Source organism: Vibrio sp. ED004 (assembly GCF_023206395.1).
In the GTDB taxonomy this organism is placed as follows: domain Bacteria; phylum Pseudomonadota; class Gammaproteobacteria; order Enterobacterales; family Vibrionaceae; genus Vibrio.
Genome location: NZ_CP066149.1, coordinates 1,103,825 through 1,128,389 on the forward strand (window position 1 = coordinate 1,103,825; position 24,565 = coordinate 1,128,389).

At 45.2% G+C, this 24,565-nt stretch carries 17 protein-coding genes; 10 read left to right on the forward strand and 7 right to left on the reverse strand.

Going from position 1 to position 24,565, the window contains the following annotated elements; all coding sequences use genetic code 11:
- The first annotated feature begins 444 nt into the window (after positions 1 to 444).
- The 10 genes from ITG10_RS04745 (at position 445) to ITG10_RS04790 (ending at position 15,054) form a co-directional block, all read left to right on the forward strand.
- Complete coding sequence (locus ITG10_RS04745) at positions 445 to 2,127, forward strand: ABC transporter substrate-binding protein (protein WP_017633263.1); 1,683 nt, start codon at positions 445 to 447, stop codon at positions 2,125 to 2,127.
- 169 nt (positions 2,128 to 2,296) lie between these two features.
- Positions 2,297 to 3,283, forward strand: coding sequence for an ABC transporter permease (locus ITG10_RS04750; protein ID WP_017633262.1), 987 nt, complete (start codon positions 2,297 to 2,299; stop codon positions 3,281 to 3,283).
- A 2-nt stretch (positions 3,284 to 3,285) separates the two neighbouring features.
- Positions 3,286 to 4,311 carry an ABC transporter permease gene (locus ITG10_RS04755; protein WP_017633261.1) on the forward strand — a complete coding sequence of 342 codons (1,026 nt, stop codon included), beginning with the start codon at positions 3,286 to 3,288 and terminating at the stop codon, positions 4,309 to 4,311.
- 2 nt (positions 4,312 to 4,313) lie between these two features.
- Positions 4,314 to 5,297, forward strand: coding sequence for an ABC transporter ATP-binding protein (locus ITG10_RS04760; RefSeq protein ID WP_017633260.1), 984 nt, complete (start codon positions 4,314 to 4,316; stop codon positions 5,295 to 5,297).
- Between the two features lie 87 nt (positions 5,298 to 5,384).
- Complete coding sequence (locus ITG10_RS04765) at positions 5,385 to 6,380, forward strand: ABC transporter ATP-binding protein (protein ID WP_017063264.1); 996 nt, start codon at positions 5,385 to 5,387, stop codon at positions 6,378 to 6,380.
- Between the two features lie 98 nt (positions 6,381 to 6,478).
- A complete protein-coding gene (locus ITG10_RS04770; protein ID WP_017633259.1) occupies positions 6,479 to 8,200 on the forward strand; it encodes a glycoside hydrolase family 9 protein in 1,722 nt (573 codons plus the stop codon).
- 2 nt (positions 8,201 to 8,202) lie between these two features.
- Positions 8,203 to 9,087, forward strand: coding sequence for an N-acetylglucosamine kinase (locus ITG10_RS04775; RefSeq protein WP_017633258.1), 885 nt, complete (start codon positions 8,203 to 8,205; stop codon positions 9,085 to 9,087).
- A 12-nt stretch (positions 9,088 to 9,099) separates the two neighbouring features.
- Entirely contained in the window at positions 9,100 to 11,034 is a 1,935-nt protein-coding gene (locus ITG10_RS04780; protein WP_017633257.1) for a family 20 glycosylhydrolase, read from the forward strand.
- A 127-nt stretch (positions 11,035 to 11,161) separates the two neighbouring features.
- On the forward strand, positions 11,162 to 13,567 hold the full coding sequence (locus ITG10_RS04785) for a N,N'-diacetylchitobiose phosphorylase (RefSeq protein ID WP_017633256.1): 2,406 nt from the start codon (positions 11,162 to 11,164) through the stop codon (positions 13,565 to 13,567).
- A gap of 74 nt (positions 13,568 to 13,641) precedes the next feature.
- A complete protein-coding gene (locus tag ITG10_RS04790) occupies positions 13,642 to 15,054 on the forward strand; it encodes a phosphoglucomutase/phosphomannomutase family protein (RefSeq protein WP_017633255.1) in 1,413 nt (470 codons plus the stop codon).
- Positions 15,055 to 15,228: 174 nt separating this feature from the next.
- Here the strand turns inward: ITG10_RS04790 and ITG10_RS04795 are convergent, their stop codons facing one another.
- The 7 genes from ITG10_RS04795 to acnB form a co-directional block, all read right to left on the reverse strand.
- Entirely contained in the window at positions 15,229 to 16,257 is a 1,029-nt protein-coding gene (locus tag ITG10_RS04795; RefSeq protein ID WP_017633254.1) for an ABC transporter ATP-binding protein, read from the reverse strand.
- Positions 16,257 to 17,882 (reverse strand): iron ABC transporter permease, encoded by a 1,626-nt coding sequence (locus ITG10_RS04800; protein WP_017633253.1) that lies wholly within the window; start codon positions 17,880 to 17,882, stop codon positions 16,257 to 16,259. Before ITG10_RS04800 ends, ITG10_RS04795 begins: the two co-directional genes overlap by 1 nt.
- 244 nt (positions 17,883 to 18,126) lie before the next feature.
- Positions 18,127 to 19,140, reverse strand: a complete 1,014-nt coding sequence (locus ITG10_RS04805; protein WP_017633252.1) for a Fe(3+) ABC transporter substrate-binding protein — start codon at positions 19,138 to 19,140, stop codon at positions 18,127 to 18,129.
- Positions 19,141 to 19,457: 317 nt separating this feature from the next.
- Positions 19,458 to 20,687 carry an ammonium transporter gene (locus tag ITG10_RS04810; protein WP_017633251.1) on the reverse strand — a complete coding sequence of 410 codons (1,230 nt, stop codon included), beginning with the start codon at positions 20,685 to 20,687 and terminating at the stop codon, positions 19,458 to 19,460.
- Between the two features lie 27 nt (positions 20,688 to 20,714).
- Positions 20,715 to 21,053: a P-II family nitrogen regulator gene (gene glnK, locus ITG10_RS04815; protein WP_004738200.1), complete on the reverse strand. Its 339-nt coding sequence runs from the start codon at positions 21,051 to 21,053 to the stop codon at positions 20,715 to 20,717.
- A gap of 250 nt (positions 21,054 to 21,303) precedes the next feature.
- Positions 21,304 to 21,672: a YacL family protein gene (locus ITG10_RS04820; RefSeq protein WP_017633250.1), complete on the reverse strand. Its 369-nt coding sequence runs from the start codon at positions 21,670 to 21,672 to the stop codon at positions 21,304 to 21,306.
- Between the two features lie 159 nt (positions 21,673 to 21,831).
- Positions 21,832 to 24,420: a bifunctional aconitate hydratase 2/2-methylisocitrate dehydratase gene (gene acnB / locus ITG10_RS04825; RefSeq protein ID WP_248386733.1), complete on the reverse strand. Its 2,589-nt coding sequence runs from the start codon at positions 24,418 to 24,420 to the stop codon at positions 21,832 to 21,834.
- Positions 24,421 to 24,565 lie beyond the last annotated feature (145 nt).

A 24,565-nucleotide genomic window follows, 5' to 3' on the forward strand; every position in this document is an offset into this window, starting at 1 on the left:
TTTCTAGGGAAATTTAACGTAAAACTAGCAAGTGACCAAGATCTACAATTACATTAAAACAGCACAAGGCTATATAATAAAAAGGACAAAAAGTGAGTAAGCACTAACATCTAATTACCAATACAAATTCAATTGCGAGTCACATCACCATAACAATTGCGTGCAAAAAACCATCAAACCACCCTATTTTGACGTTAATGACGTGTGGTTATGTGTTTTTAACGTTTTTGACGGGAAACGAGTTTGATTAATTCATCGATAAGGTGTTTTCTTACTCCTGCCAAAGGCCTACAGGCCACTCTTACCACTTCTCGGAATCAACGATGAATCTGGAGCAACGAAGAAGAGGTAGGCCTTTAACTAGAGTGTGTATCTACTAAACCATTTAGCGACAGATAACATTCAATCCATTAGTGAAATGAAAGCAAATAGTAAGGAACAGCTATGCTTGCCAATATAAAAAAAACAGCAATAGCAACAGCAATTATTGCGACCGCTACAACAGGTTTTGCATCAGTAGCAACAGCTGCAGAACGCAGTGAACTGACCGTTCACCCGAAAGAGTACACTACATTCGTACGTAACTTTAACCCGTACCTTGGTGCTACTAACCTACATACTACAACTGACTTCATGTATGAGCCGCTAGTAGTATTTAACGAAATGCACGGTAACACTCCAGTGTTCCGTCTAGCTGAAAACTTCAAGATGTCAGATGATCTGATGAGCGTAGTTTTCGACATTCGTAAGGGTGTTAAATGGTCTGACGGAGAAGCTTTCTCTGCTGATGATGTTGTTTTTTCTTTCAACCTTGTAAAAGAGAAGCCTGAGCTTGACCAATCTGGTATCAACTCTTGGGTAACTTCTGTAGAAAAACTGAACGACAACCAAGTTAAGTTCAGCCTAACAGAAGCAAACTCGAACGTACCTTATGAGATTGCTAAAGTACCTGTAGTACCTAAGCACATCTGGAAAGACGTTAAAGATCCATCAACGTTTACCAATGAAAATCCAGTTGGTTCTGGTCCGTTTACAGAAATCGATACGTTTACAGCGCAACTATACATCCAGTGTGCAAACCCGAACTACTGGGATGCAGACAACCTAGATGTTGACTGTCTACGTGTTCCACAAATTGCGAACAACGACCAGTTCCTAGGTAAAGTTGTAAACAGTGAAATGGACTGGACGTCTTCTTTCGTTCCAGATATCGACCGTACATACGCAGCAGCTAGCCCTAAACACCACTACTGGTACCCGCCAGCAGGTACACAGGCATTCATCGTTAACTTCAAACACCCTGATGCTGCGAAGCATGAAGCGTTGAGCAACGTTGACTTCCGTCGTGCTTTCTCTATGGCTCTTGACCGTCAAACTATCATCGACATCGCATTCTACGGCGGCGGTACTGTGAACGATTTCGCATCGGGTCTTGGTTACGCGTTTGAAGCTTGGTCTGATGAAAAAACTCATGACAAGTACAAAGGCTTCAACACTTACAACGCTGAAGGCGCGAAAAAGCTTCTTGCTGACGCTGGCTTCAAAGATGTAAACAAAGATGGTTTTGTTGACACTCCATCTGGCAAGTCTTTCGAACTAATGATCCAATCGCCAAACGGCTGGACTGATTTCAACAACACAGTTCAACTAGCGGTAGAACAGCTAAACGAAATCGGTATTAAAGCGAAAGCTCGTACGCCAGATTTCTCTGTGTACAACCAAGCAATGCTTGAAGGTACATACGACGTAGCATACACAAACTACTTCCACGGTGCGGATCCATACACGTACTGGAACAGTGCTTACAACTCGTCACTACAATCTGGTGATGGTATGCCTCGTTTCGCAATGCACTTCTACAAAAACGAAAAGCTAGATGGTCTTCTAAACAGCTTCTACAAAACAGCTGATAAGAACGAGCAGCTAGATATTGCACACGGTATCCAGCAAATCATCGCTGCAGACCAAGTGACAATCCCTGTGATGTCTGGTGCTTACATGTACCAATACAACACAACTCGCTTCACTGGTTGGTGGAACGAAGAAAATCCAAAAGGCCGTCCAAACATTTGGGCTGGTATTCCAGAGCGTCTACTTCATGTACTGGACCTAAAACCAGTTAAATAAGTAATCGTTCAATCCTTGCGGCGTAACCTCTTACGCCGCTTATAAAAATCCCCACACTCTCAATTGAAAGTATGGCGCTAGTCGTCAGGGGATTTTTCGTTCCAAATTTCGCTAGGAGCGACCTGAATCCAGAAACAGGGAAACAATCTGGGTGAGTAAGGTGTGAGTTATGGGTTATTTTTTAAGACGTTTGTCATTTTATTTTGTCGCGCTATTAGTTGCTGCGACGTTAAACTTTATTATTCCAAGAGCAATGCCTGGTGACCCAGTTACCATGATGTTTGCGAACGCTTCTGTACAAGTTACTCCAGAGCGTATTGCTGCAATGAAAGAACTATTAGGCTTCGTTGATGGTGGCTTACTGGTTCAATACGTAGCGTACATGAAGAACATTCTGAGCTGGGAACTTGGTACATCAATTCAATTCTACCCACTTTCTGTAAACACACTGTTGGGCGGAGCATTCGGTTGGTCGCTTTTCTTAGCTGGCACCGCAGTTATTCTTTCTTTCTCGATTGGTTCAATCCTAGGTATTTTCGCAGCGTGGAAACGTGGCAGTAAATACGATGCCTTCGTAACGCCAGGGATGCTGATTCTACAAGCCGTTCCTCAAGTTGTTATCGCGATGATTGCACTATTTACCTTTGCGATTGGCTTGAAGTGGTTCCCAACTGGTTATGCCTACACCGCAGGTACTATGCCTGATTGGACAAGCTGGGCATTCATTAAAGATGTCGCTTACCACGCCTTCTTACCACTGTTCTGTGCTTCTGTTGTTCAAATTGGTGGCTTCCTAGTAAACATGCGTAACAACATGATCAACCTACTAGCAGAAGACTACATCACCATGGCGAAAGGCAAAGGCCTGAGCGAAAACCGAGTGGTATTCAACTACGCAGCTCGTAACGCGATGCTACCAAGTGTGACAGCACTTTCAATGTCACTAGGTATGGCAATCGGTGGTCAGTTAATTATCGAAATCATCTTTAACTACCCTGGTCTTGGCAGCGTACTTTTCAACGCAATTAACGCTCGTGACTACCAAGTACTGCAAGGTCAACTACTTATCATGACGCTATTCATGCTGTTCTTTAACCTAGTTGCAGACATGCTTTACGTTGTTCTTGACCCTCGTCTTCGTAAGGGTGGTAAATAATCATGAAAGACTTTCTAAAACTCATTTGGCGTAACCCGATGGCACTAACAGGCGTCATCATCCTAAGTATTTTCATCCTTGGCGCACTTGCTGCTCCATTGATCACTAAACATGTACCAGACAAGCGTACAGGTAATCCACACGAATACCCTGGCTTCGTTGTTAAATCAGCACAAACTAACCCTGATGGCTGGGTTGCTCAAAACCTAGCAGATGACCGTCGTACATTGATTATGTCTAAAAAGGCAGACCACGTACTTGGTACAACTCGTATGGGGCGTGACGTTTGGTCTCAAGTGGTATACGGCGCACGCGTATCTCTTGCTGTAGGTTTTGGTGCGGGTCTAACCGTATGTCTATTAGCAACTGTTATTGGTGTTTCTGCAGGCTACTTCGGTGGGCGTGTCGATGACGTTCTAACCGCCGCAATGAACATTATGTTGGTTATCCCTCAATACCCACTGCTGTTCGTCGTTGCAGCCTTTATAGGTGAGGCAGGGCCACTCACCATAACCTTGGTTATCGGCTTTATGTCCTGGGCTTGGGGCGCCCGTGTTGTTCGCTCCCAAACCTTAGCTTTACGTGAAAAAGAATTTGTAAAAGCTGCAGAAGTTTTGGGTGAATCTTCATTCCGTATCATCTTCGTAGAGATTCTGCCAAACCTTATCTCTATCGTTGGTGCGAGTTTCATCGGCTCGGTGATGTACGCAATCATGATGGAAGCTACGATTTCGTTCCTAGGTCTTGGTGACCCGAACACAATCAGCTGGGGCATCATGCTTTACAACGTTCAAACCTCTTCATCAATGCTGATTGGCGCTTGGTGGGAACTGTTGGCTCCTTGTATCGCACTGACATTACTCGTAACGGGTCTTGCTCTGCTTAACTTTGCTGTCGATGAAATTGCTAACCCGCAACTGCGTTCTCACAAAGGCATGAAGCGTTGGAAGAAACTAGCAGCTCAAGACAAAGAAGAACGTGAACCAGAACTACCACCACAAAATGCACTTTGGAGCGGAGATAAATAATCATGTCTGAACCACTAATTTCTATCCGCAACTTATGCGTGGATTACATCACAGAGTCTGGCGATGTTCGTGCGTGTAACAACGTAAGCTTCGATATCGCGCCAGGTGAAGTATTCGGCTTAGCTGGTGAGTCTGGCTGTGGTAAATCAACCGTTGCTTTCTCGCTAATGCGTCTACATAAGCCGCCTGCTTACATCAGTGGTGGTGAGGTTATCTTCAACGGTGAGAACATCCTTGAGTACAGTGATGACCGCATGCAAGCGTTCCGTTGGAGCGAGATGTCGATGGTATTCCAGAGTGCGATGAACGCGCTCAACCCAGTACTACCAATGGAAGAGCAGTTCTGTGACGTAATCATGCGTCACACCAACATGACTCGTGAGCAAGCTAAACAACGTGCGGAAGGTCTACTAGAAATCGTAGATATTCACCCAAGCCGATTGAGTGACTACCCTCACCAATTCTCTGGTGGCATGCGTCAACGTTTGGTTATTGCTATCGCATTAGCACTGAATCCAAAGCTGATCATTATGGATGAGCCAACGACAGCGCTTGATGTGGTTGTTCAACGCGAAATCCTACAAAAGATCTATGCACTGAAAGAAGAGTTTGGCTTCTCGATTCTGTTCATCACCCATGACTTGTCATTGATGGTCGAGTTCTCTGACCGCATCGGCATCATGTACTCAGGTGAGCTCATCGAGGTCGCTAAATCTCAAGATATTCTAGAAAACCCTTACCACCCTTACACCAAAGGGCTGGGAAGTTCTTTCCCTCCACTAACAGGGCCAAAGACAAAACTAGCAGGTATTCCGGGCAACCCTCTGAACCTATTAGAGATTCCTGAAGGATGTCGCTTCCAAGCTCGTTGTGACCGTGTACATGAAACCTGTACCAAGGTACCAACCAAGCTGCGTTCTATCGAACCGGGACATTTGTCTAACTGCCACCTGTACGGCGACCCAATAGTACAAAGGAAGCTATAGCTTGCACGCTTTCTCAGCGTGAATAACTAAACAGGCGGCTCGACCGCCTAAAAACAAGCAAAGCGAACAAGGATTCTGGAGACAATTATGAGCAAAGATTTCGGTCAATTATTGGTAGAAGGTAAGAATGTCGTAAAAGACTTCCCAATAAGCAGTACCACTATTCAAACCCCAATGATGCGTGCAATCAACGACGTGTCATTCAAGATGTACAAAAGCCGTGGTTTAGCGGTCGTTGGTGAATCGGGTTCAGGCAAATCAACAACAGCAAAAATGATCGCAAAGATGTACGCGCCTTCAGGCGGTACGATTGAATACAAAGGCCGCGATATCCAAGAGATCTCAAGCAGAAAAGATCTTATGCACTACCGTGAGGGTGTGCAGATGGTATGGCAAGACCCGTTTGGTTCACTCAACCCAACACACAATATCTTCCACCACATTGCTCGACCACTCCTGATCCACAAGAAGGTAACTCCGGGCAATAAGAGAGAACTAGAAGAACGCGTTTACGATCTTTTAGAGCAAGTGGGCCTGATCCCACCAAAAGAGACAGCGAAGAAGTACCCTCACCAACTGTCTGGCGGCCAGCGTCAACGTGTCAACCTAGCACGTAATATCGCGGTTGGTGCTGAGGTTGTTCTAGCGGATGAACCAACTTCAATGCTAGACGTTTCAATTCGTGCTGGTGTTTTGAACCTGATGGAAGAGATGAAGTTCGAGAAGCAAATGTCTCTGCTTTACATCACTCACGACATCGCTACGGCTCGTTATATTGCTGAGGATCTTTCAGTGATGTACGTCGGCCATATGGTGGAATGGGGCGATACCGATGACGTTATTGCTAACCCTCAACACCCTTACACTCAACTATTGGTTTCTGCGGTTCCAGATCCTAAGAAATCGATCCACGAACAATTGGCAGGTAACAAAGGTGAGATTCCACTTTGGACTCCAGTATCCGCAGGTTGCCCGTTTGCAGGTCGTTGTACTCACGCAATGGACAAGTGTAAAGAGCAGCTGCCAGGTGTGACTCAATTAGCCGATAACCACTTTGTTCGTTGTTACCTACACGAAAGCTAAACATTAAGACTGAGTTAGGGTCTGCGGACCCTAACTACTCATATCCAAACTAATTCAGGTACCTAGCCAAAAGAAACTAGGACCTTTGGAGAACATTGATGCTGTTATTGACCAACCATATTGGCTACGAATCTTCGGCTCCCAAGCAGGCGATCTTACAAACTAAAAAGGCTCGTTTATCGAGTACGACTGCACTTTTGGTGTGTGCAGACAACCACATTACCGTGGGCAACTTTGATGTTGTAAAACAAGGCCGCGTAGCAAACTGGCATCAAGGACAATTCTTCACAATCGATTTCAGTTCATTTACCGAATCCGGCCGCTACTACATGCGCTTTGATAACCTACGCTCAGAAGTGTTTGAGATTGGCAGCAACCTATTAATGAACCACACCTTTTCTGATGTGCTTCATTACTTTAAGTCTCAACGTTGTGGCGGTACTTTTGACAAAAAAGATCGACAAGCACAAATTCTCGGCACCGACAGATACGTCGATGTCCATGGTGGTTGGTACGATGCATCAGGTGATGTAAGTAAGTACTTTAGCCACCTGTCTTATGGCAACTACCTCAACCCGCAACAGATTCCTATGGTGGTTTGGAACATGCTTAAAAGCGTGCGCTTAACCAGCAACAATCCAGACTTCCCTAAATTCTCCATGACTCGCCTAACAGAAGAAGCGCTATTCGGTGCTGATTTCTTGGTTCGTATGCAAGACGCGACTGGATACTTCTACATGACAGTATTCGACAAGTGGAGCAAAGATATCAACCAACGCGATATCTGCGCGTACGCCACTCAAGAAGGCCATAAATCAACAGATTTGCAAGCAGGGTATCGACAAGGTGCAGGTGTGGCAATTGCGGCACTCGCAGCGGCTTCTGAGCTTGAAGTTTCAGGCAGCTACTCTAGCCAAACCTATCTTGATACCGCAACCAAAGGTTACTGGCATCTTAAAGAGTACAACCTGCAATACCTAAACGATGGTGAAGAGAACATCATTGATGAGTATTGCGCCCTACTCGCAGCCAATGAGCTGTACCGAGTAACACAAGACGAACAATACCTTTCAGAAGCAAGGACTTGGGCAACTCGTTTAATCTCTCGCCAACAGTCAGATGATTCATTTGAGCACTTCTGGTCAGCAAACTCTGATGGCTCTCGCCCATACTTTCATGCAGCTGAAGCCGGCCTTCCAGTAATAGCTCTATGTGAGTACATCGACAATGAAACCGATACAGAGCTGCAAGAACAAGCTCGCATTGTTGTTGAACAAGCGTGTCAGTTCGAAATCAACATCACCGATAAAGTCACCAACCCATTTGGCTACCCAAGACAGTACGTTAAAAATGTTGATGGTGATAAGCGCGATGCTTTCTTCGTCGCTCAGAAGAACGAAACAGGCTACTGGTGGCAAGGCGAGAACGCACGTCTTGGTTCAATCGCAACCATGGCGTACTTAGCTCAGCCACACATTCAAGACAGCGAACTTCAAAAGCGTTTAATCCAACTTTCACAGAACAGCCTAGATTGGATTTTAGGCCTCAATCCATACCACATGTGCATGCTTGATGGTCATGGTCATAACAACCCTGACTACCTACCGCAACTTGGTTTTTTCAATGCAAAGGGCGGTATCTGTAACGGCATCACTGCAGGTTTTGAAGATGATCAAGACATTGCATTCAATCCACCAGCGCAAAAAGATGACATGCTCCAAAACTGGCGCTGGGGCGAGCAATGGATCCCTCACGGCGCTTGGTTCCTATTGGCAACCGCTGCGCAGTTCAATTTCTTAACACAGTGTAAGGAGCAATAATCATGACTCTTTACTACGTAGGTATTGATGGTGGTGGCACTTCTTGTCGTGCGCGTATTCGTGATAACCAAGGCGCACTCATTGGTGAAGCGAAAAGTGGCAGTGCCAACATCCTTTTGGGTGTTGATGTTGCGATGAGCTCAATTGTTGATGCGATTACTCAAGCGGCACAACAAGGGCAACTCGACTCAAATCATTTTTCCAATATGCATGTCGGCCTTGCACTGGCTGGCGCTGAGCAAAAATCGGTATGGTTCGATTTCATGGCTCAACCACACCCTTTCGCAAGTATGACGCTCAACACTGACGCTTACGGTGCTTGTATTGGTGCCCACAATGGCCAAAACGGCGCGATCATGATAGGTGGAACTGGCTCATGCGGCATCTACCTACAAGATGGTGAGCAGCACGTGGTTGGCGGTCGTGAATTCCCAATTTCTGACCAAGGTGGCGGTGCTGTGATGGGCCTTCGCTTGATTCAACAAGTTCTGCTTGCTGAAGATGGTATTCGCAACAAGACACCACTGACTCAACACGTGATGAACCACTTTGGCAATGATGTTGATGCCATCGTCGAATGGTCCAAAGGCGCTATTCCAAAAGACTACGGTCAATTCTCGCCAGTGATTTTTCAACTCGCTAACGAAGGCGATGAGCTAGCTATCGAGATGCTCAAGCAAACCGCAGCTGACATCGAAATGTTTGTGCTAGCACTTCATCGCAAAGGTGCGGACAAGGTATGCCTGATGGGCAGTATCGCTGAGCGCATTCTCAACTGGCTATCACCACCAGTACAACAATGGATCGTTGAACCTCAATTTGACGCTATCGAAGGCGCATTGATGTTTGCCGGTAAACCACAACACAACTTGTATCAACAGGCTTAGCAGGGAAGTTATATGAATTATCGCATCGACTTAGCTGTTCTTTCTGAACAAAAAAATAACTGCCGATTTGGCCTTACGGTACATAACTTAAGTGATCTTGACGTAACAGATTGGTCACTGCATTTTGCGTTTGACCGATTCATCCTTCAGGAGAGTCTGTCGCAAGGCGAGCTAACTCAAGTTGGCAGCTTTTGTTCGTTCAAACCAAGTTCGTCAGTGTTAGAAGCGAACAACCATTACTACCTTGAATTCAGCATTCAAAGCGCCCCATTTCGCTTCTATTCTGATGGCCTTAATGATGCATTTATCCAATCACATCATGATGGAGAAACATCGGTACTGCCTGTCGCGATATCACCGATTTTTTTGGCTTCGCCATACCGTGAACGCAATCAGATACCTGAAGTGAACGCTGCTGAGGTGGCATTAATTCCTCAGTCGAACCAGATCGAACTTAAGCAAGGTAGCTTCGCGTTAAATAGTAAATGCAAGATTGAGGTTCAATCTCACCTTGCAGATAAAGCCGTCACTTGGCTAAAACAAGAATTACTCTCAACCTTTGAACTGTCGATTTCGAATCTGCTTCCAGCAGAAAAAAGCGGCAACATTCTGTTTCGCAGTAACCCGACTTTAGACGAAGCCGAATACAAACTCCTCATTATTGAACAACAGATAATTGTTGAATCAGGCAGCCAATCTGGTTTCACACACGCCGTGGCAAGTCTGATTCAATTGGTTCAACAACAGGATGCCGAAAGCTTCTCTGTGCCATGCTGCAAAATCGCCGACCAACCACGCTTCAAATACCGTGGCATGATGTTGGACTGCGCTCGTCACTTCCATTCAGTGGAGCAAGTGAAGCGCTTAATCAACCAATTAGCGCACTACAAGTTCAACGTTTTTCATTGGCACCTAACCGATGATGAAGGTTGGAGAATCGAGATAAAGAGACTACCTCAACTCACTGAAATCGGTGCTTGGCGTGGTCCTGATCATGCATTGGAACCGCAATATACCCATATTGCAGAAAACTATGGCGGCTTCTACACACAGCAACAGATTCGTGAAGTCATTGAATACGCAGAACAGCGCAGCATCACGGTTATCCCTGAGATCGATATCCCGGGACACTGCCGCGCCGCGATCAAATCACTGCCTGAGATGTTGGTAGAGCAAGCTGACACCACTCAATACAAGAGTATTCAGCACTACAACGACAATGTGCTAAACCCAGGCTTGCCAGGCACTTACCAATTCTTAGATGCGGTTATTGAAGAAGTTGCAGAGCTATTCCCTAGCGAATTGATTCACATGGGCGCAGACGAAGTACCACCGGGCGTGTGGACTAACAGCCCTGCCGCTCAAGCGCTAATGAAAGAGCATCAGTACCAAGACAGCAAAGACTTGCAAGGTCACCTATTCCGCTATGCCGAGAACAAACTTAAGCAACTCGGCAAGCGCATGGTCGGCTGGGAAGAAGCACAGCACGGCGACAAGGTGAGCAAAGAGACCATCATCTACTCGTGGCTCAGCGAAGAGGCCGCTGTGAACTGTGCACGCCAAGGCTTTGATGTGGTACTGCAACCTGCACAATTTACCTATCTCGACATGACCCAAGATTATGCACCGGAAGAGCCGGGCGTAGATTGGGCTGCCGTTATCCCATTAGAACAAGCTTATACCTACGAAGCGCTTGCTGAGATATCCGACAACGACCCAATTCGTAAGCGGATCCGCGGAATTCAGTGTGCTTTATGGTGTGAGATCGTCACCAACCAAAAGCGTATGGATTACATGGTATTTCCAAGAATTAGCGCTTTAGCTGAAGGATGTTGGACACATAAAAACAACCGAAACTGGCTAGATTACCTATCTCGCCTAAAGGGTCACTTGCCACTACTCGACAGGCTCAATGTTGATTATCGCAACCCTTGGAAAGCTGAATAAAACAAAACCACAGCACACTCACATCAAGTGATTGCTGACTCAAATTAAGGTGCTCAGTCTAATAAAACTCAGCATCACTATTTAAAAATTAGCTGCATAGATGCAGTTTGTTAAAAAGGAAATGACAATGAAATACGGCTATTTCGATAACGACAATCGCGAATACGTCATCACTCGCCCTGATGTACCAGCACCTTGGACCAACTACCTAGGTACTGAAAAGTTTTGTACCGTGATTTCGCACAATGCGGGCGGTTACTCGTTCTACAATTCTCCGGAATACAACCGTGTTAGTAAATTCCGTCCAAACGGCACCTTTGACCGCCCAGGACACTATGTTTACCTGCGTGATGATGAGACAGGTGATTACTGGTCTATCTCTTGGCAGCCTGTGGCAAAAAGTCTAGATGAAGCGAATTACGAAGTTCGTCACGGCCTGTCATATTCAAAGTTCAAGTGTGAATACAGCGGCATTACCGCGACCAAAACACTATTCGTACCTAAAGGCGAAGATGCAGAAGTTTGGGACGTTGTCCTAAAGAACAACACTGATAAGCCTCGTACTATCAGCACATTCTCATTTGTTGAGTTCTCGTTCAGTCACATCCAATCGGATAACCAGAATCACCAGATGTCTTTGTACTCAGCAGGCACGTCTTACCAAGAAGGTGTATTAGAGTACGACCTGTACTACAACACTAACGACTTTGAAGGCTTCTACTACCTAGCGTCAACCTTCTCACCAGACAGCTACGACGGTCAACGTGACAACTTCCTAGGCATGTACCGTGATGAAGCTAACCCAATTGCAGTTGAAAACGGTAAATGTTCGAACAGCGCTCAAACCTGTTACAACCACTGTGGCTCTCTACACAAGCAATTTACGATTCAACCGGGTGAAGAAGTTCGCTTTGCATATGTACTAGGTATCGGTAAAGGCAATGGTGAACGCCTACGTGAAAAATACCAAGACACAGCAAACGTAGATGCGGCGTTCCAAGGCATCAAAGATCACTGGGACGAGCGTTGCAACAAATTCCAAGTTAAGTCTCCAAACGAAGGCTTAGACACCATGATCAACACATGGACGCTATACCAAGCGGAAACCTGTGTGGTTTGGTCACGCTTTGCATCATTCATCGAAGTTGGCGGTCGTACCGGCCTTGGTTACCGTGATACGGCGCAAGATGCTATCTCAGTACCTCATGCCAACCCAAAAATGACCAAGAAGCGTATTATCGACCTGCTTCGCGGCCAAGTGAAAGCGGGCTACGGTCTACACTTGTTCGATCCTGACTGGTTCGATCCAGAGAAAGCTGACGTTGAACCTTCAAAATCACCAACGGTTGTTCCAACGCCGTCAGATGACGACAAGATCCACGGCATTGACGACACTTGTTCTGATGATCACTTGTGGATCGTACCAACCATCATCAAATACGTGATGGAAACTGGTGAGCACGACTTCTTTGATGAAGTAATTCCATACGCAGACGGCGGCGAAGCGACTGTTTACGAACACATGAAAGCGGCACTGAACTTCTCTGCTGAATACGTAGGTCAAACCGGTATCTGTAAAGGTCTACGTGCTGACTGGAATGACTGTTTGAACCTAGGTGGCGGTGAATCTTCAATGGTTTCATTCCTACACTTCTGGGCTCTGCAAGAGTTCTTAGACCTGGCTAAGTTCCGCAATAACGATGCTGATGTTACTAAATACACTGAAATGGCAGCGAACGTTCGTGAAGCGTGTGAAACACACCTTTGGGATGACGAAGGCGGCTGGTACATCCGTGGTCTAACAAAGAATGGCGACAAGATCGGTACAGCTCAGCAAACTGAAGGTCGTGTACACCTTGAGTCAAACACACTAGCAGTTCTGTCTGGTGCTGTTTCTCAAGAGCGCGGAGAGAAAGCGATGGACGCAGTTGATGAGAACCTATTCTCTGAATACGGCCTACACCTAAACTCTCCATCGTTCGCTACACCAAACGATGACATCGGCTTCGTAACTCGCGTGTACCAAGGCGTAAAAGAGAATGGCGCTATCTTCTCTCACCCGAACCCATGGGCTTGGGTAGCAGAAGCGAAACTTGGCCGTGGCGACCGTGCGATGAAATTCTACGATGCACTTAACCCGTACAACCAAAACGACATGATTGAAACACGTTACGCAGAACCATACTCGTACGTGCAGTTCATCATGGGTAAAGACCACCAAGACCACGGCCGTGCAAACCACCCATGGTTAACAGGTACTTCTGGTTGGGCTTACTTTGCGGTAACCAACTTCATTCTTGGTGTTCGAACAGGCTTCGAAGGCTTAACTGTCGATCCTTGTATTCCGACGGATTGGCCAGAATTCGAAGTTACTCGTCAATGGCGCGGTGCGACTTACAACATCACAGTGCAAAACCCGAATGCAGTAAGCAAAGGCGTTGCTTCTATCACTATCAACGGTGAGTCAGTTGAAGGTGCAATTCCAGTACAAGCAGAAGGCAGCGTGAACGATGTTGTCGTTGTTCTAGGCTAGTCACTCAATTTAACGAACAGCTCTTGTCTCAAGTCTTTACAGGCTTGAGACAATGAGACTAAAAGGATTTTCTAATGATTAAATTTGGTACAGGTGGCTGGCGCGCTTTAATTGGTGAAGAGTTCACGAGAGAAAATGTTCGTCTTGTAGCGCAAGCACTCGCAAACATCATCAACAATGAAAATGCAGCCAAAAACGGATTTGTGATCGGCTATGACCGTCGCTTCCTTTCAGATAAAGCCGCATGTTGGTTTGCTGAAGTATTAACGGCTAACAACATCAAAGTGAGCTTCATCGATAAGTTCGTTCCAACTCCTATCGTGATGTTCCAAGCGAAAGAGATGGGCTGCACCTACTCGGCATGTATTACCGCTTCTCACAATCCAGCGGACTACAACGGCATTAAAATCTTCATTGAAGGTGGCCGTGATGCTGATGAGATCATCACCGAGAAGATCGAACAGCAAATCGCAACCTTAACCAACGAAGATGTTATTCGTGTCGATTTCGAGCAAGCGTTGAATGACAAAGAGATCGAAATCATTAACCCGATGAACGCCTTTGTTGATTCCATCATTAATGCCATCGATATTGAATCGATTAAGAAAGCGAATCTACGCGTACTGATCGACCCAATGTTTGGTGTGGCGAAAAACGCTCTGCAAACGGTTCTTATCAACGGTCGTTGTGATGTCGACGTGATCAACGATGGCAAGAACCCAGACTTCGGCGGCCTAATGCCTTCTCCAAGCGCTGCAACACTGTATCGCTTGAAGCATTTAGTCGCAGCAGAAGGTTATGACATTGGTATTGGTACCGATGGCGATGCAGACCGTTTGGGCATCATCGATGAGAAAGGTCACTTCATTCACCCTAACGAAGTGCTGCTACTGCTTTACTACTACTTGTTGGAATACAAAGGCTGGAAAGGCTCAGCGGTTCGTAACATCGCAACCACACACCTACTCGATAAAGTCGCGGCAGATCATGGCGAGAAGAGCTTTGAGGTTCCAGTAGGCTTTAAGCATATCAGCTCACAAATGGAAGCTGATGATTCTTTGATTGGTGGTGAAAGCTCAGGTGGTTTAACCATTCGTGGTCACATCAAGGGTAAAGATGGTGTCTTCGCCTCAAGCCTACTGGTTGAGATGATCAGTGTGACTGGGAAGAAGTTGTCTGAACTGCTTGATGAAATCTACTCTAAGTACGGCTATGCCTATACGGCAGAGGGAGATTGCAAATTCAAGCCTTCGGAGAAAGAAGCACTCTACACCAAGATCTACGTTGAGAAACAACTGCCTGAATTTGAATATGAAATTGAAAAAGTCAGCTATGAAGATGGTGCCAAGGTGTACTTCAAGAATGGCGGCTGGGTAATTGCTCGTTTCTCAGGAACAGAGCCATTACTACGAATCTTCGCAGAAATGGAAGACAAAGACACTGCAGAACGTGTTCTTCAAAAAGTGAAAGACTTCCTCTCTCTATAGGCTTATAGAGTGCAGCAGTTTTGGATGGGACTTAACAAATCACTGCCTTGTTAAAGCCTATAGATGAAGAACTCTTGCCCAGTACTTTAGATTAAAGTGCTGGGCTTTTTTATGGCTAACTGCTATTGCTTAACTGAGTAGGATTTAGTGGGTCTAGCTAGCGACTAAACTGAGTTAGAACGCCAGCACGCCTTTGGTGTCTACTTTCACAGTGACTGGCATACCGACTTCAAGCGCTTCTGACGAGGTTGCTAATAACTTCTGACCATTGGCTTCAATCACATAGCGGCAATGGTCGCCCATGAATTGCTGCTCCAATACAGACAGATTGCTGTCGTCATCATGGCTTGCAACAATATGTTGAGGTCTTAACAACAACGCGCAATCCGTACCCACCTCAATCTCTGTTTGTGCTTTCGCTTCAATCAGGCCTAAGCTGGTTTCAAATTCGTTGTCTGAAATACGTTGTGCATTCAAGTAGCTACCACCACCTAAGAAATCAGCCACAAACTTGCTTGATGGGTGGAAGTACAACTCAGATGCCGAACCATACTGTTCAATCACACCATGATTCATCACAGCCATTTTATCCGAAAAAGCAAATGCTTCTTCACGGCTGTGTGTAACAAAGATTGCCGTCACACCCTGCTTCTTAAAGATCTTACGAATCTGAGAGATCAGCTCATGACGCACTTGAGTATCAATGTTCGAGAAGGGTTCATCCAGCAACAATAGGTCTGGTTTATAAGCCAAAGAGCGTGCAATAGCGACACGTTGTTGCTGACCACCAGACAATTGATGTGGGTAGCGATCGCCGTATTGATCAAGATGAACGAGCTCAAGCATCTCTTGAACCTTTGCTTTCTTCTCTTGCTCAGACATATCACGCAGGCCAAATGCCACGTTCTGATTTACCGTCAGATGTGGGAACAGCGCGTAATCTTGGAAAATCATACCGATATTACGTTGCTCTGGCGGTAACCAATTAGCACCATCATCAATGGTTTGACAGTTCAAACTCATCATACCACTACTCAATGGGAGTAAGCCCGCAATCGCCTTAAGTAAGGTGGTTTTTCCGCATCCACTTGCACCAAGCAAACAAACAATTTCACCATGCTCGACTTCTAACGAGAGCGCTTCCAAAATGGTTTGCGACTCATACTTACAAGTCAGATCTTTAATTGATAATGCACAACTCATTAGTTTTTCTGCTCCAAGGAACGGTTTACGATGATCAGAGGAATTAAACCCACCAACACCAATAATACAGCAGGCATCGCCGCCAATTCTAGGTGCTCATCTGAGGCATAGTTATAAACATAAGTCGCCAATGTTTCGAAGTTGAAAGGACGCAGCAGCAATGCCGCATTCAACTCTTTCATTGATTCGATAAACACCAATAAACCAGCGATCAATGCACCACGTTTAATCAAAGGTAAATGAACACGGCGTAACATCTGATTGGTATTACAACCCATGGTTTTAGAAGCCATATCCAATGAAGGGGATACTTTACTCAAGCTACTTTCAATACTGCCGATTGCGACTGCCGAAAAGCGCACCACCATCGCAAAGATTAGCGCGAACATGGAACCAGAGAAGATCAAACCAGGTCGCCCCCACTCCATCACTTTCGCAATGTCATTGACTAAATGATCCATGAATAGAACAGGTACCATCACACCAATAGCTAACACCGTGCCTGGGACGGCATAGCCCATCGAAGCGAGACGCATATAAGCTTGATTTTTCTTGTTCGGGCTAACGCGTTGATTGAAGTTAACAACCATCGCGATAATCACGCCAATAATCGCAGCAACCACCGATACATAAAGGCTGTTAAGGGCATACTCTCTGAATTCCGGGGTCCAGCTTTGAGCAAAATATTTGTAGGCATAAATAATCAGCTGACCAAGCGGAAACAAGAATGCAACGCAAACTAATCCCCAGCACCAAAGCAGTGCTAGCCACTTCTTCCAACCGACTAAGTTATAACGGAAATCTTCTCGGCTACTAAATTGGTTTTGAAACAGTTTCTGCTTACGACGACTGTAACGTTCAGAGCTCAACAGCATTATTACGATAATCAGCATAATGGCTGAGATCTTAGCGGCAGCGGTCAAGCTAGAGTAGCCAAGCCACGTGTCATACACCGCGGTCGTTAAGGTATTTACCGCAAAGTAGCTCACCGTGCCAAAATCACCGATGGTTTCCATTGCAACAAGCGATAAACCGACCGCCATTGATGGACGAACAAGTGGTAAGGAGATACGACGGAAGCTTTCCCAAGGTGAGCATTTTAGCAAACGAGCGGATTGCAATAAGGATACGTTTTGTTCCATAAATGCCGCGCGGCACAACAAATAAACATAAGGATAGAGAACGAGTGACAGAACAATAATAGCGCCGGATAAGGTTCTAATATCCGGAAACCAATACTCACCGGGTCCCCACCCAGTAAGGTCTCGCAATAGAACCTGAACAGGACCGGCAAAGTCGAACCAATCGGTAAAGATATACCCAACAATATAGCCAGGCATTGCTAATGGCAGGACGAGTGCCCACTGCAAAACGCGCTCTCCTGGAACACGGCACATTGCCATAACCCAAGCAGACGGAATACCAAAAACTAAAGACAGGAACATGGTTCCTATGACTAAAACCACCGTATTGTAGACATAGGTAGGCATCACGGTGGACATCAGATGAGAAAATAGCTCATCTGTTTCTCCAACAGCCGTCGTAAAAATCGCTAAGATTGGTAAAACCAGTAATACCGCAATAATGCCGCTACTGGTGTTCCATAAATAATTCTTTTCTTTCATCGCCTAACTACAACGAGGCTTAATGAAACACAAATGCATTTGCAAATACATCTCATATCCTTTTAATGGTGGGGTTATTTATACCCATATACTCTAATGACTTCAAGGTGAGATGCTAATAACTCAAGGGATCAGTGGGGTGCTTTGTATCAAAAAGTGATTTTCCAATAACAAACAACCCCAAGCAGCCAAAATGGCGACTTGAGGTTGTCATTTTACTTTGGCCGAAGCCTACCGTAATAAATTATAGATCGAACTTAACTTCATCTAATAGCTTGATTGCAGCCGCGTGGTGGTTTGCAATTTCATCTAGAGAAATAGTATCCGCTTTGAACTCGCCCCATGAAGCAACAAGCTCAGAAGGTTTAACGTCTGCTTTCACTGGGTATTCGTAGTTCACTTCTGCGTACATGCTTTGCGCTGTGTTACCAGATAGGAATTCCATCAGCTTAACGGCATTCTCTTCATTTGGAGAGTATTTAGCCATTGCCATACCAGAGATGTTTACGTGAGTACCTGTCGTCTCTTGGTTAGGGAAGTTAATGTAAACAGAGTCAGCCCAAGCTTTTTGCTCTTTATCGTTAACCATCTTACCTAGGTAGTAGCTGTTACCAAGAGCAACATCACATAGACCTTCTTTAATCGCTTTAACTTGCGCGCGGTCGTTGCCTTGAGGCTTACGTGCTAGGTTTGCTTTTACGCCTTCTAGCCATTCTTTCGTTTCAGCTTCACCCTTGTGAGCAATCATCGAAGACACTAGAGAAACATTGTATGGGTGCTTACCACTACGAGTACAGATTTTACCTTTAAATTCAGGCTTAGTTAGATCTTCGTAAGTGAACTCTTCACCTAGACGACCAACACGGTCACGTGACGAATAAACGCTACGTGTACGAGTTGTTAGTGCGAACCACTCGTTATCTGTATCTTGGTATTGAGCAGGGATGTTCTTTTCAAGTACATCGCTCTCTACAGATTGAACTAGGCCTTGTTTAGTTAGTTCAGATAGACGGCTGATATCTACAGTTAAGACAACGTCAGCTGGGCTGTATTCACCCTCTTGAGCTAACTTCTCTGCTAAACCTTTTTTAGCAAACTTAACGTTTACTTTAATGCCAGTCTCTTTTGTGAACTCGTTAAACATTGGCTCAACAAGGAAAGGTTGACGGTAAGAGTATACGTTTACTTCTTCCGCAGCCATTGCTGTCGGGGCAATTACACCGCACGCTAGAGCTGAAAGTGTTAGCAGTTTCTTCATTGTAAAATCCTTTATATCGAAATGATAATGTATATCAGTTGCGTTATTATATTCATCAGTAACATAATTACAATGACGTCTGACAAAAAAATAGCCTGGTCTGCCCCTTCACCCTCCCACTTTTGTAACAATTTATTTCTGTAAACATTGTCGTTACTTCAAGATTGCTATACCGAATTTCGACTTTATAAAGGTCTTATAGCTCGTCCATACAAACAGAAAACCCCACAACCATTCAGGTGTGGGGTTTGTTCGTTTAAACTTAATTTCGTTTTGTTTGGGTATGTTACCTATAGCTTAACAACCCAATAGCGACGTCATTTTACCGACACAAATTCTGGGTAAGCGCCTACACCACAATCGTGCATGTCCATTCCTTCCAGCTCTTCGTCTTCACTTACACGGATACCGATTGTCGCTTTAAGCACAGCCCATACCGCTAGACTCGCACCAAATACCCAAGCAAAGATTACTGCAGCACCTAGTAGTTGAGCACCGAATGTTGCATCAGCGTTGCTTAGTGGCACAGCCATTAGACCGAAGAAACCACACACACCGTGTACTGAGATAGCACCTACTGGATCATCAATCTTAGCTTTGTCTAGAGCGATGATGCTGAATACAACCAATGCGCCAGATACCGAACCAATTGCTACTGCAAATAGAGGTGATGGTGATAGAGGGTCTGCAGTGATTGCTACTAGGCCAGCTAATGCGCCGTTAAGAATCATTGTTAGGTCTGCTTTACCCCAAGTTGTTTTACATACTAGTAGCGCTGCAATTGCACCCGCTGCTGCTGCTGCGTTGGTGTTAAGGAAGATTTGACCCACTGCTGTCGCGTTCTCGAAGTCTGAAACCATTAGTTGAGAACCGCCGTTGAAACCGAACCAACCGAACCAAAGGATAAATGTACCTAATGTTGCAAGCGGCATGTTTGAACCAGGGATTGGGTAGATTTCACCGTTCTTACCGTATTTACCTTTACGAGCACCTAGTAGTAGAACACCTGCTAATGCAGCAGCTGCACCAGCCATGTGTACAATACCTGAACCAGCAAAGTCACTGAAACCTGCTTCTGATAGGAAACCACCGCCCCAAGTCCAGTAACCTTCAACAGGGTAAATGAACGCTGTTAGCACTACTGAGAAGATTAGGAATGACCAAAGCTTCATACGCTCAGCAACCGCACCAGATACCACAGACATTGCTGTTGCAACGAATACTACCTGGAAGAAGAAGTCTGATTCTAAAGAGTGATCTGCACCTTCACCTTGAGTACCAATCAGAGTACCGAATGATGGCAACCAACCGCCTTCACCGTTATCTACATACATAATGTTGTAACCAACAACTAAGAAAGCAGTACAAGCAATCGCGTACAAGCAGATGTTCTTAGTTAAAATTTCTGTGGTGTTCTTTGAACGAACTAGGCCAGCTTCTAACATCGCGAAGCCTGCTGCCATCCACATTACTAACGCACCTGAAATGAGGAAGAAAAAAGTGTCTAGTGCGTAACGTAGTTCCGTTACTGTTGTTGTAAGTTCCATATTAAAGTCTCCAGTCCTTGTAATTCTTTAAAGTGCTTCAGCATCCATTTCACCAGTACGAATTCGTACGGCTTGGCTTAGGTCATACACAAAAATTTTGCCATCGCCGATTTTTCCGGTGTGTGCCGCTTGGCTAATCGCTTCAACAACTCGGTCAACATTTTCAGCTTGAGTAGCTATCTCTAGTTTTACCTTTGGTAGGAAATCTACTTGGTATTCCGCACCACGGTACAATTCAGTGTGGCCTTTTTGACGACCAAAGCCTTTCACTTCAGAGACCGTCATACCTTCAATACCCACATCAGAGAGTGCTTCACGTACATCATCTAATTTGAATGGCTTAACAATGGCATTTATTAGTTTCATATTCGTTCCTTAAATTCTTCACTTAATCCGTTAATTCTCTTATTACAATCCAAGTAGCGTGCCAAAAAGTTAAATGTTTGATTTTAAAGGGTATGATAATAATAAAGCCGTAATAACAAAAAAGGCCGCACCAATATGGTGCGGCCTTTTCACTATCTTAATGCGTTGCACTATTGTTGCTCCTGTTTTGGGCAACAAGGTCTTCAAAGCTAAAAATAGAAACAGAATATCGAGCTTAGAAAATAAAAGACTAGTAACCTAGAAACTCCATCCAGCGCTCAATCAACAACTCGAAGTCATCGATGCCACAGCTTGCTTGGCTCTCGCAGTTATAAAAGTCGAACTCACTGCCCTCTTCCATCTCTTGCTCGTGGCCAAGTACGTTTTCTTGAATCGTCACTTCGTCTTCATTGATCGCTAAGCTGATCTCTTTACCAAGCAAGGTCACTTCATTGCTCAGATCCTGTCGAGATTGCTCAATAAGCGCCATCACATGATCCAGTTTCTGCTTATCTTTACCGATCTCTTCTTGTAACCAGCGGCCAACGATCTCGTGTCCCATGCTGCATTTTACGTAGTACTCACCCATTAGAGTGTTTCTTGTAAATTCGAATTCCATAGTGGCTCCACGCAGTAACTGCAGATAGGGTTAAAAATGAGGCGAGAGTATATAGCGAAGTCATCAAGAGATCGAGTCGCTCGTCACCGAACATTCAGACATAAAAAAACGCCCTCTACGAATAGAAGGCGTTCAGCAAGTTACTCAATCAGTCAGCGGTTATGCTGGTTCTTGGAAAATAACTGTATCTGCTTTTTCCGTGTACTGACCCATTTTATGGAAGTTCAGGTAGCGGTATGTATCTGCAGCCGTTGCATTAATCTTCTCTGCGTACTCAAGGTACTCTTCTTTCGTTGGGATACGACCAAGAATCGCACCAACCGCAGAAAGTTCAGCAGAAGCTAGGTAAACATTCGCACCAGTACCCAAACGGTTCGGGAAGTTACGAGTAGACGTAGACATTACTGTCGACTTATCTGCAACACGTGCTTGGTTACCCATACACAGTGAACAACCTGGAGTTTCGATACGAACCCCAGCACGGCCGAAGATGCCGTAGTAGCCTTCTTCTGTCAGCTGGTCTTTATCCATCTTAGTTGGCGGAGCAACCCATAGGCGAGTGTTTAGAGAGCCATTGAACTCTTCAAGCATCTTACCTGCAGCACGGAAATGACCGATGTTCGTCATACAAGAACCGATGAACACTTCTTGAATCTCAGTACCTTGAACGTCAGAAAGAAGACGAGCATCATCTGGATCGTTTGGAGCACATAGGATTGGTTGATCGATGTCAGCAAGGTCGATCTCGATAACATGAGCGTATTCAGCATCTGAATCAGCAGCAAGTAACTCAGGGTTCGCTAGCCACTCTTCCATTGCTGTAATACGACGTTCGATAGTACGAACATCACCGTAACCTTCAGCGATCATCCACTTAAGCATCACGATATTCGAGTTCAAGTACTCAGAGATAGACTCTTCAGAAAGCTTAACCGTACAACCAGCAGCAGAACGCTCAGCAGATGCATCAGAAAGTTCGAATGCTTGTTCAACAGATAGGTGCTCAACACCTTCAATTTCTAGTACACGACCAGAGAACTCGTTGATCTTACCTGCTTTCTCTACGGTCAGTAGACCTTGCTTGATGCCGTATAGAGGAATTGCGTGTACTAGGTCACGTAGCGTGATACCTGGCTGCATTTCACCTTTAAAACGAACCAAAATAGATTCAGGCATATCAAGTGGCATAACACCCGTTGCCGCCGCGAACGCGACTAGACCTGAACCCGCAGGGAACGAAATACCTAATGGGAAACGAGTATGCGAGTCACCACCTGTACCAACAGTATCAGGAAGAAGCATACGGTTTAGCCATGAGTGGATAACACCATCACCCGGACGCAGTGAAACACCCGCACGGTTCATGATGAAATCAGGTAGCGTGTGGTGCGTGTTTACGTCAACTGGTTTCGGGTATGCCGATGTGTGACAGAAAGACTGCATCACTAGATCCGCAGAGAAGCCAAGACACGCAAGGTCTTTAAGTTCATCACGCGTCATAGGACCCGTCGTATCTTGAGAACCTACGGTTGTCATCTTCGGCTCACAGTATTGACCAGCGCGAACGCCTTCAACACCACATGCTTTACCTACCATCTTCTGAGCAAGCGTGTAGCCTTTATCTGAAGCAGAAGGATCAATTGGTTTAGCAAACATATCAGTTTCAGCTAGACCTAGAGAGTCACGAGCACGACCTGTTAGACCACGACCGATGATCAGTGGAATACGACCACCAGCACGAACTTCATCTAGAAGAACTTTGCTGAGTTCGAAGTTTGAAATCACAGAACCGTTTTTGTGAACAACACCTTCGTACGGGTAGATATCAATGATATCGCCCATGTTCATGTCTTGTACGTTCAGTTCGATAGGTAGTGCGCCTGAATCTTCCATTGTGTTGTAGAAGATTGGAGCAATTTTACCACCTAGACAAACACCGCCAGTGCGTTTGTTTGGTACGAATGGGATATCTTCACCCATGAACCAAAGCACTGAGTTTGTCGCAGATTTACGAGAAGAACCTGTACCAACAACATCACCAACGTAGGCAAGTGGAATGCCATCTTTTTGCAGTTCTTCAATTTGAGTAATTGGACCAACGTTACCCTGGTCATCAGGAGTAATGCCTTCACGTTCCATTTTCAGCATCGCTTTTGCGTGTACTGGGATATCAGGACGTGACCATGCATCTGGCGCTGGAGATAGGTCATCGGTATTCGTTTCACCAGTGACTTTAAATACTTTTACTGTGATTTTTTCTGCTACTTTATCTTTCGCTGTAAACCATTCAGCATCAGCCCAAGATTGAAGTACTTGTTGTGCAGCAGCATTGCCAGCTTTCGCTTTCTCTTCTACGTCGTAGAATGCATCGAACATTAAGAGAGTGTGAGACAGTGCTTTAACAGCGATAGGAGCAAGCTCAGCATCATCAAGCAGAGATACTAGAGATTCGATGTTGTAACCACCTTGCATAGTACCAAGCAATTCTGCAGCTTTTGCTTTGCTTACTAGCGGAGATGATACTTCACCCTTTGTGATAGCCGTAAGGAAACCTGCTTTTACATAAGCAGCTTCATCTACACCCGGTGGAATGCGGTTTTCTAGTAGGTCAAGAATGATCTCTTCTTCACCTTGAGGTGGATTTTTCAGAAGTTCAACTAGGCCAGCAACCTGCTCAGCATCTAGTGGTTTTGGAACAACTCCCTCGGCAGCACGTTCTTCGACGTGTTTACGGTAGGCTTCAAGCACGACTTTTTTCCTCTCATTGCGGTTCACTTCTTACCTTCATAATTGTTAGTAAAATAAAGAAGCGAACATCCTTGGAAACTTGGCTCTCCATTGCCATTTTTGTCATTCAATTTGTATTGATGAGCGGCGTCATAGAGGCCAAACT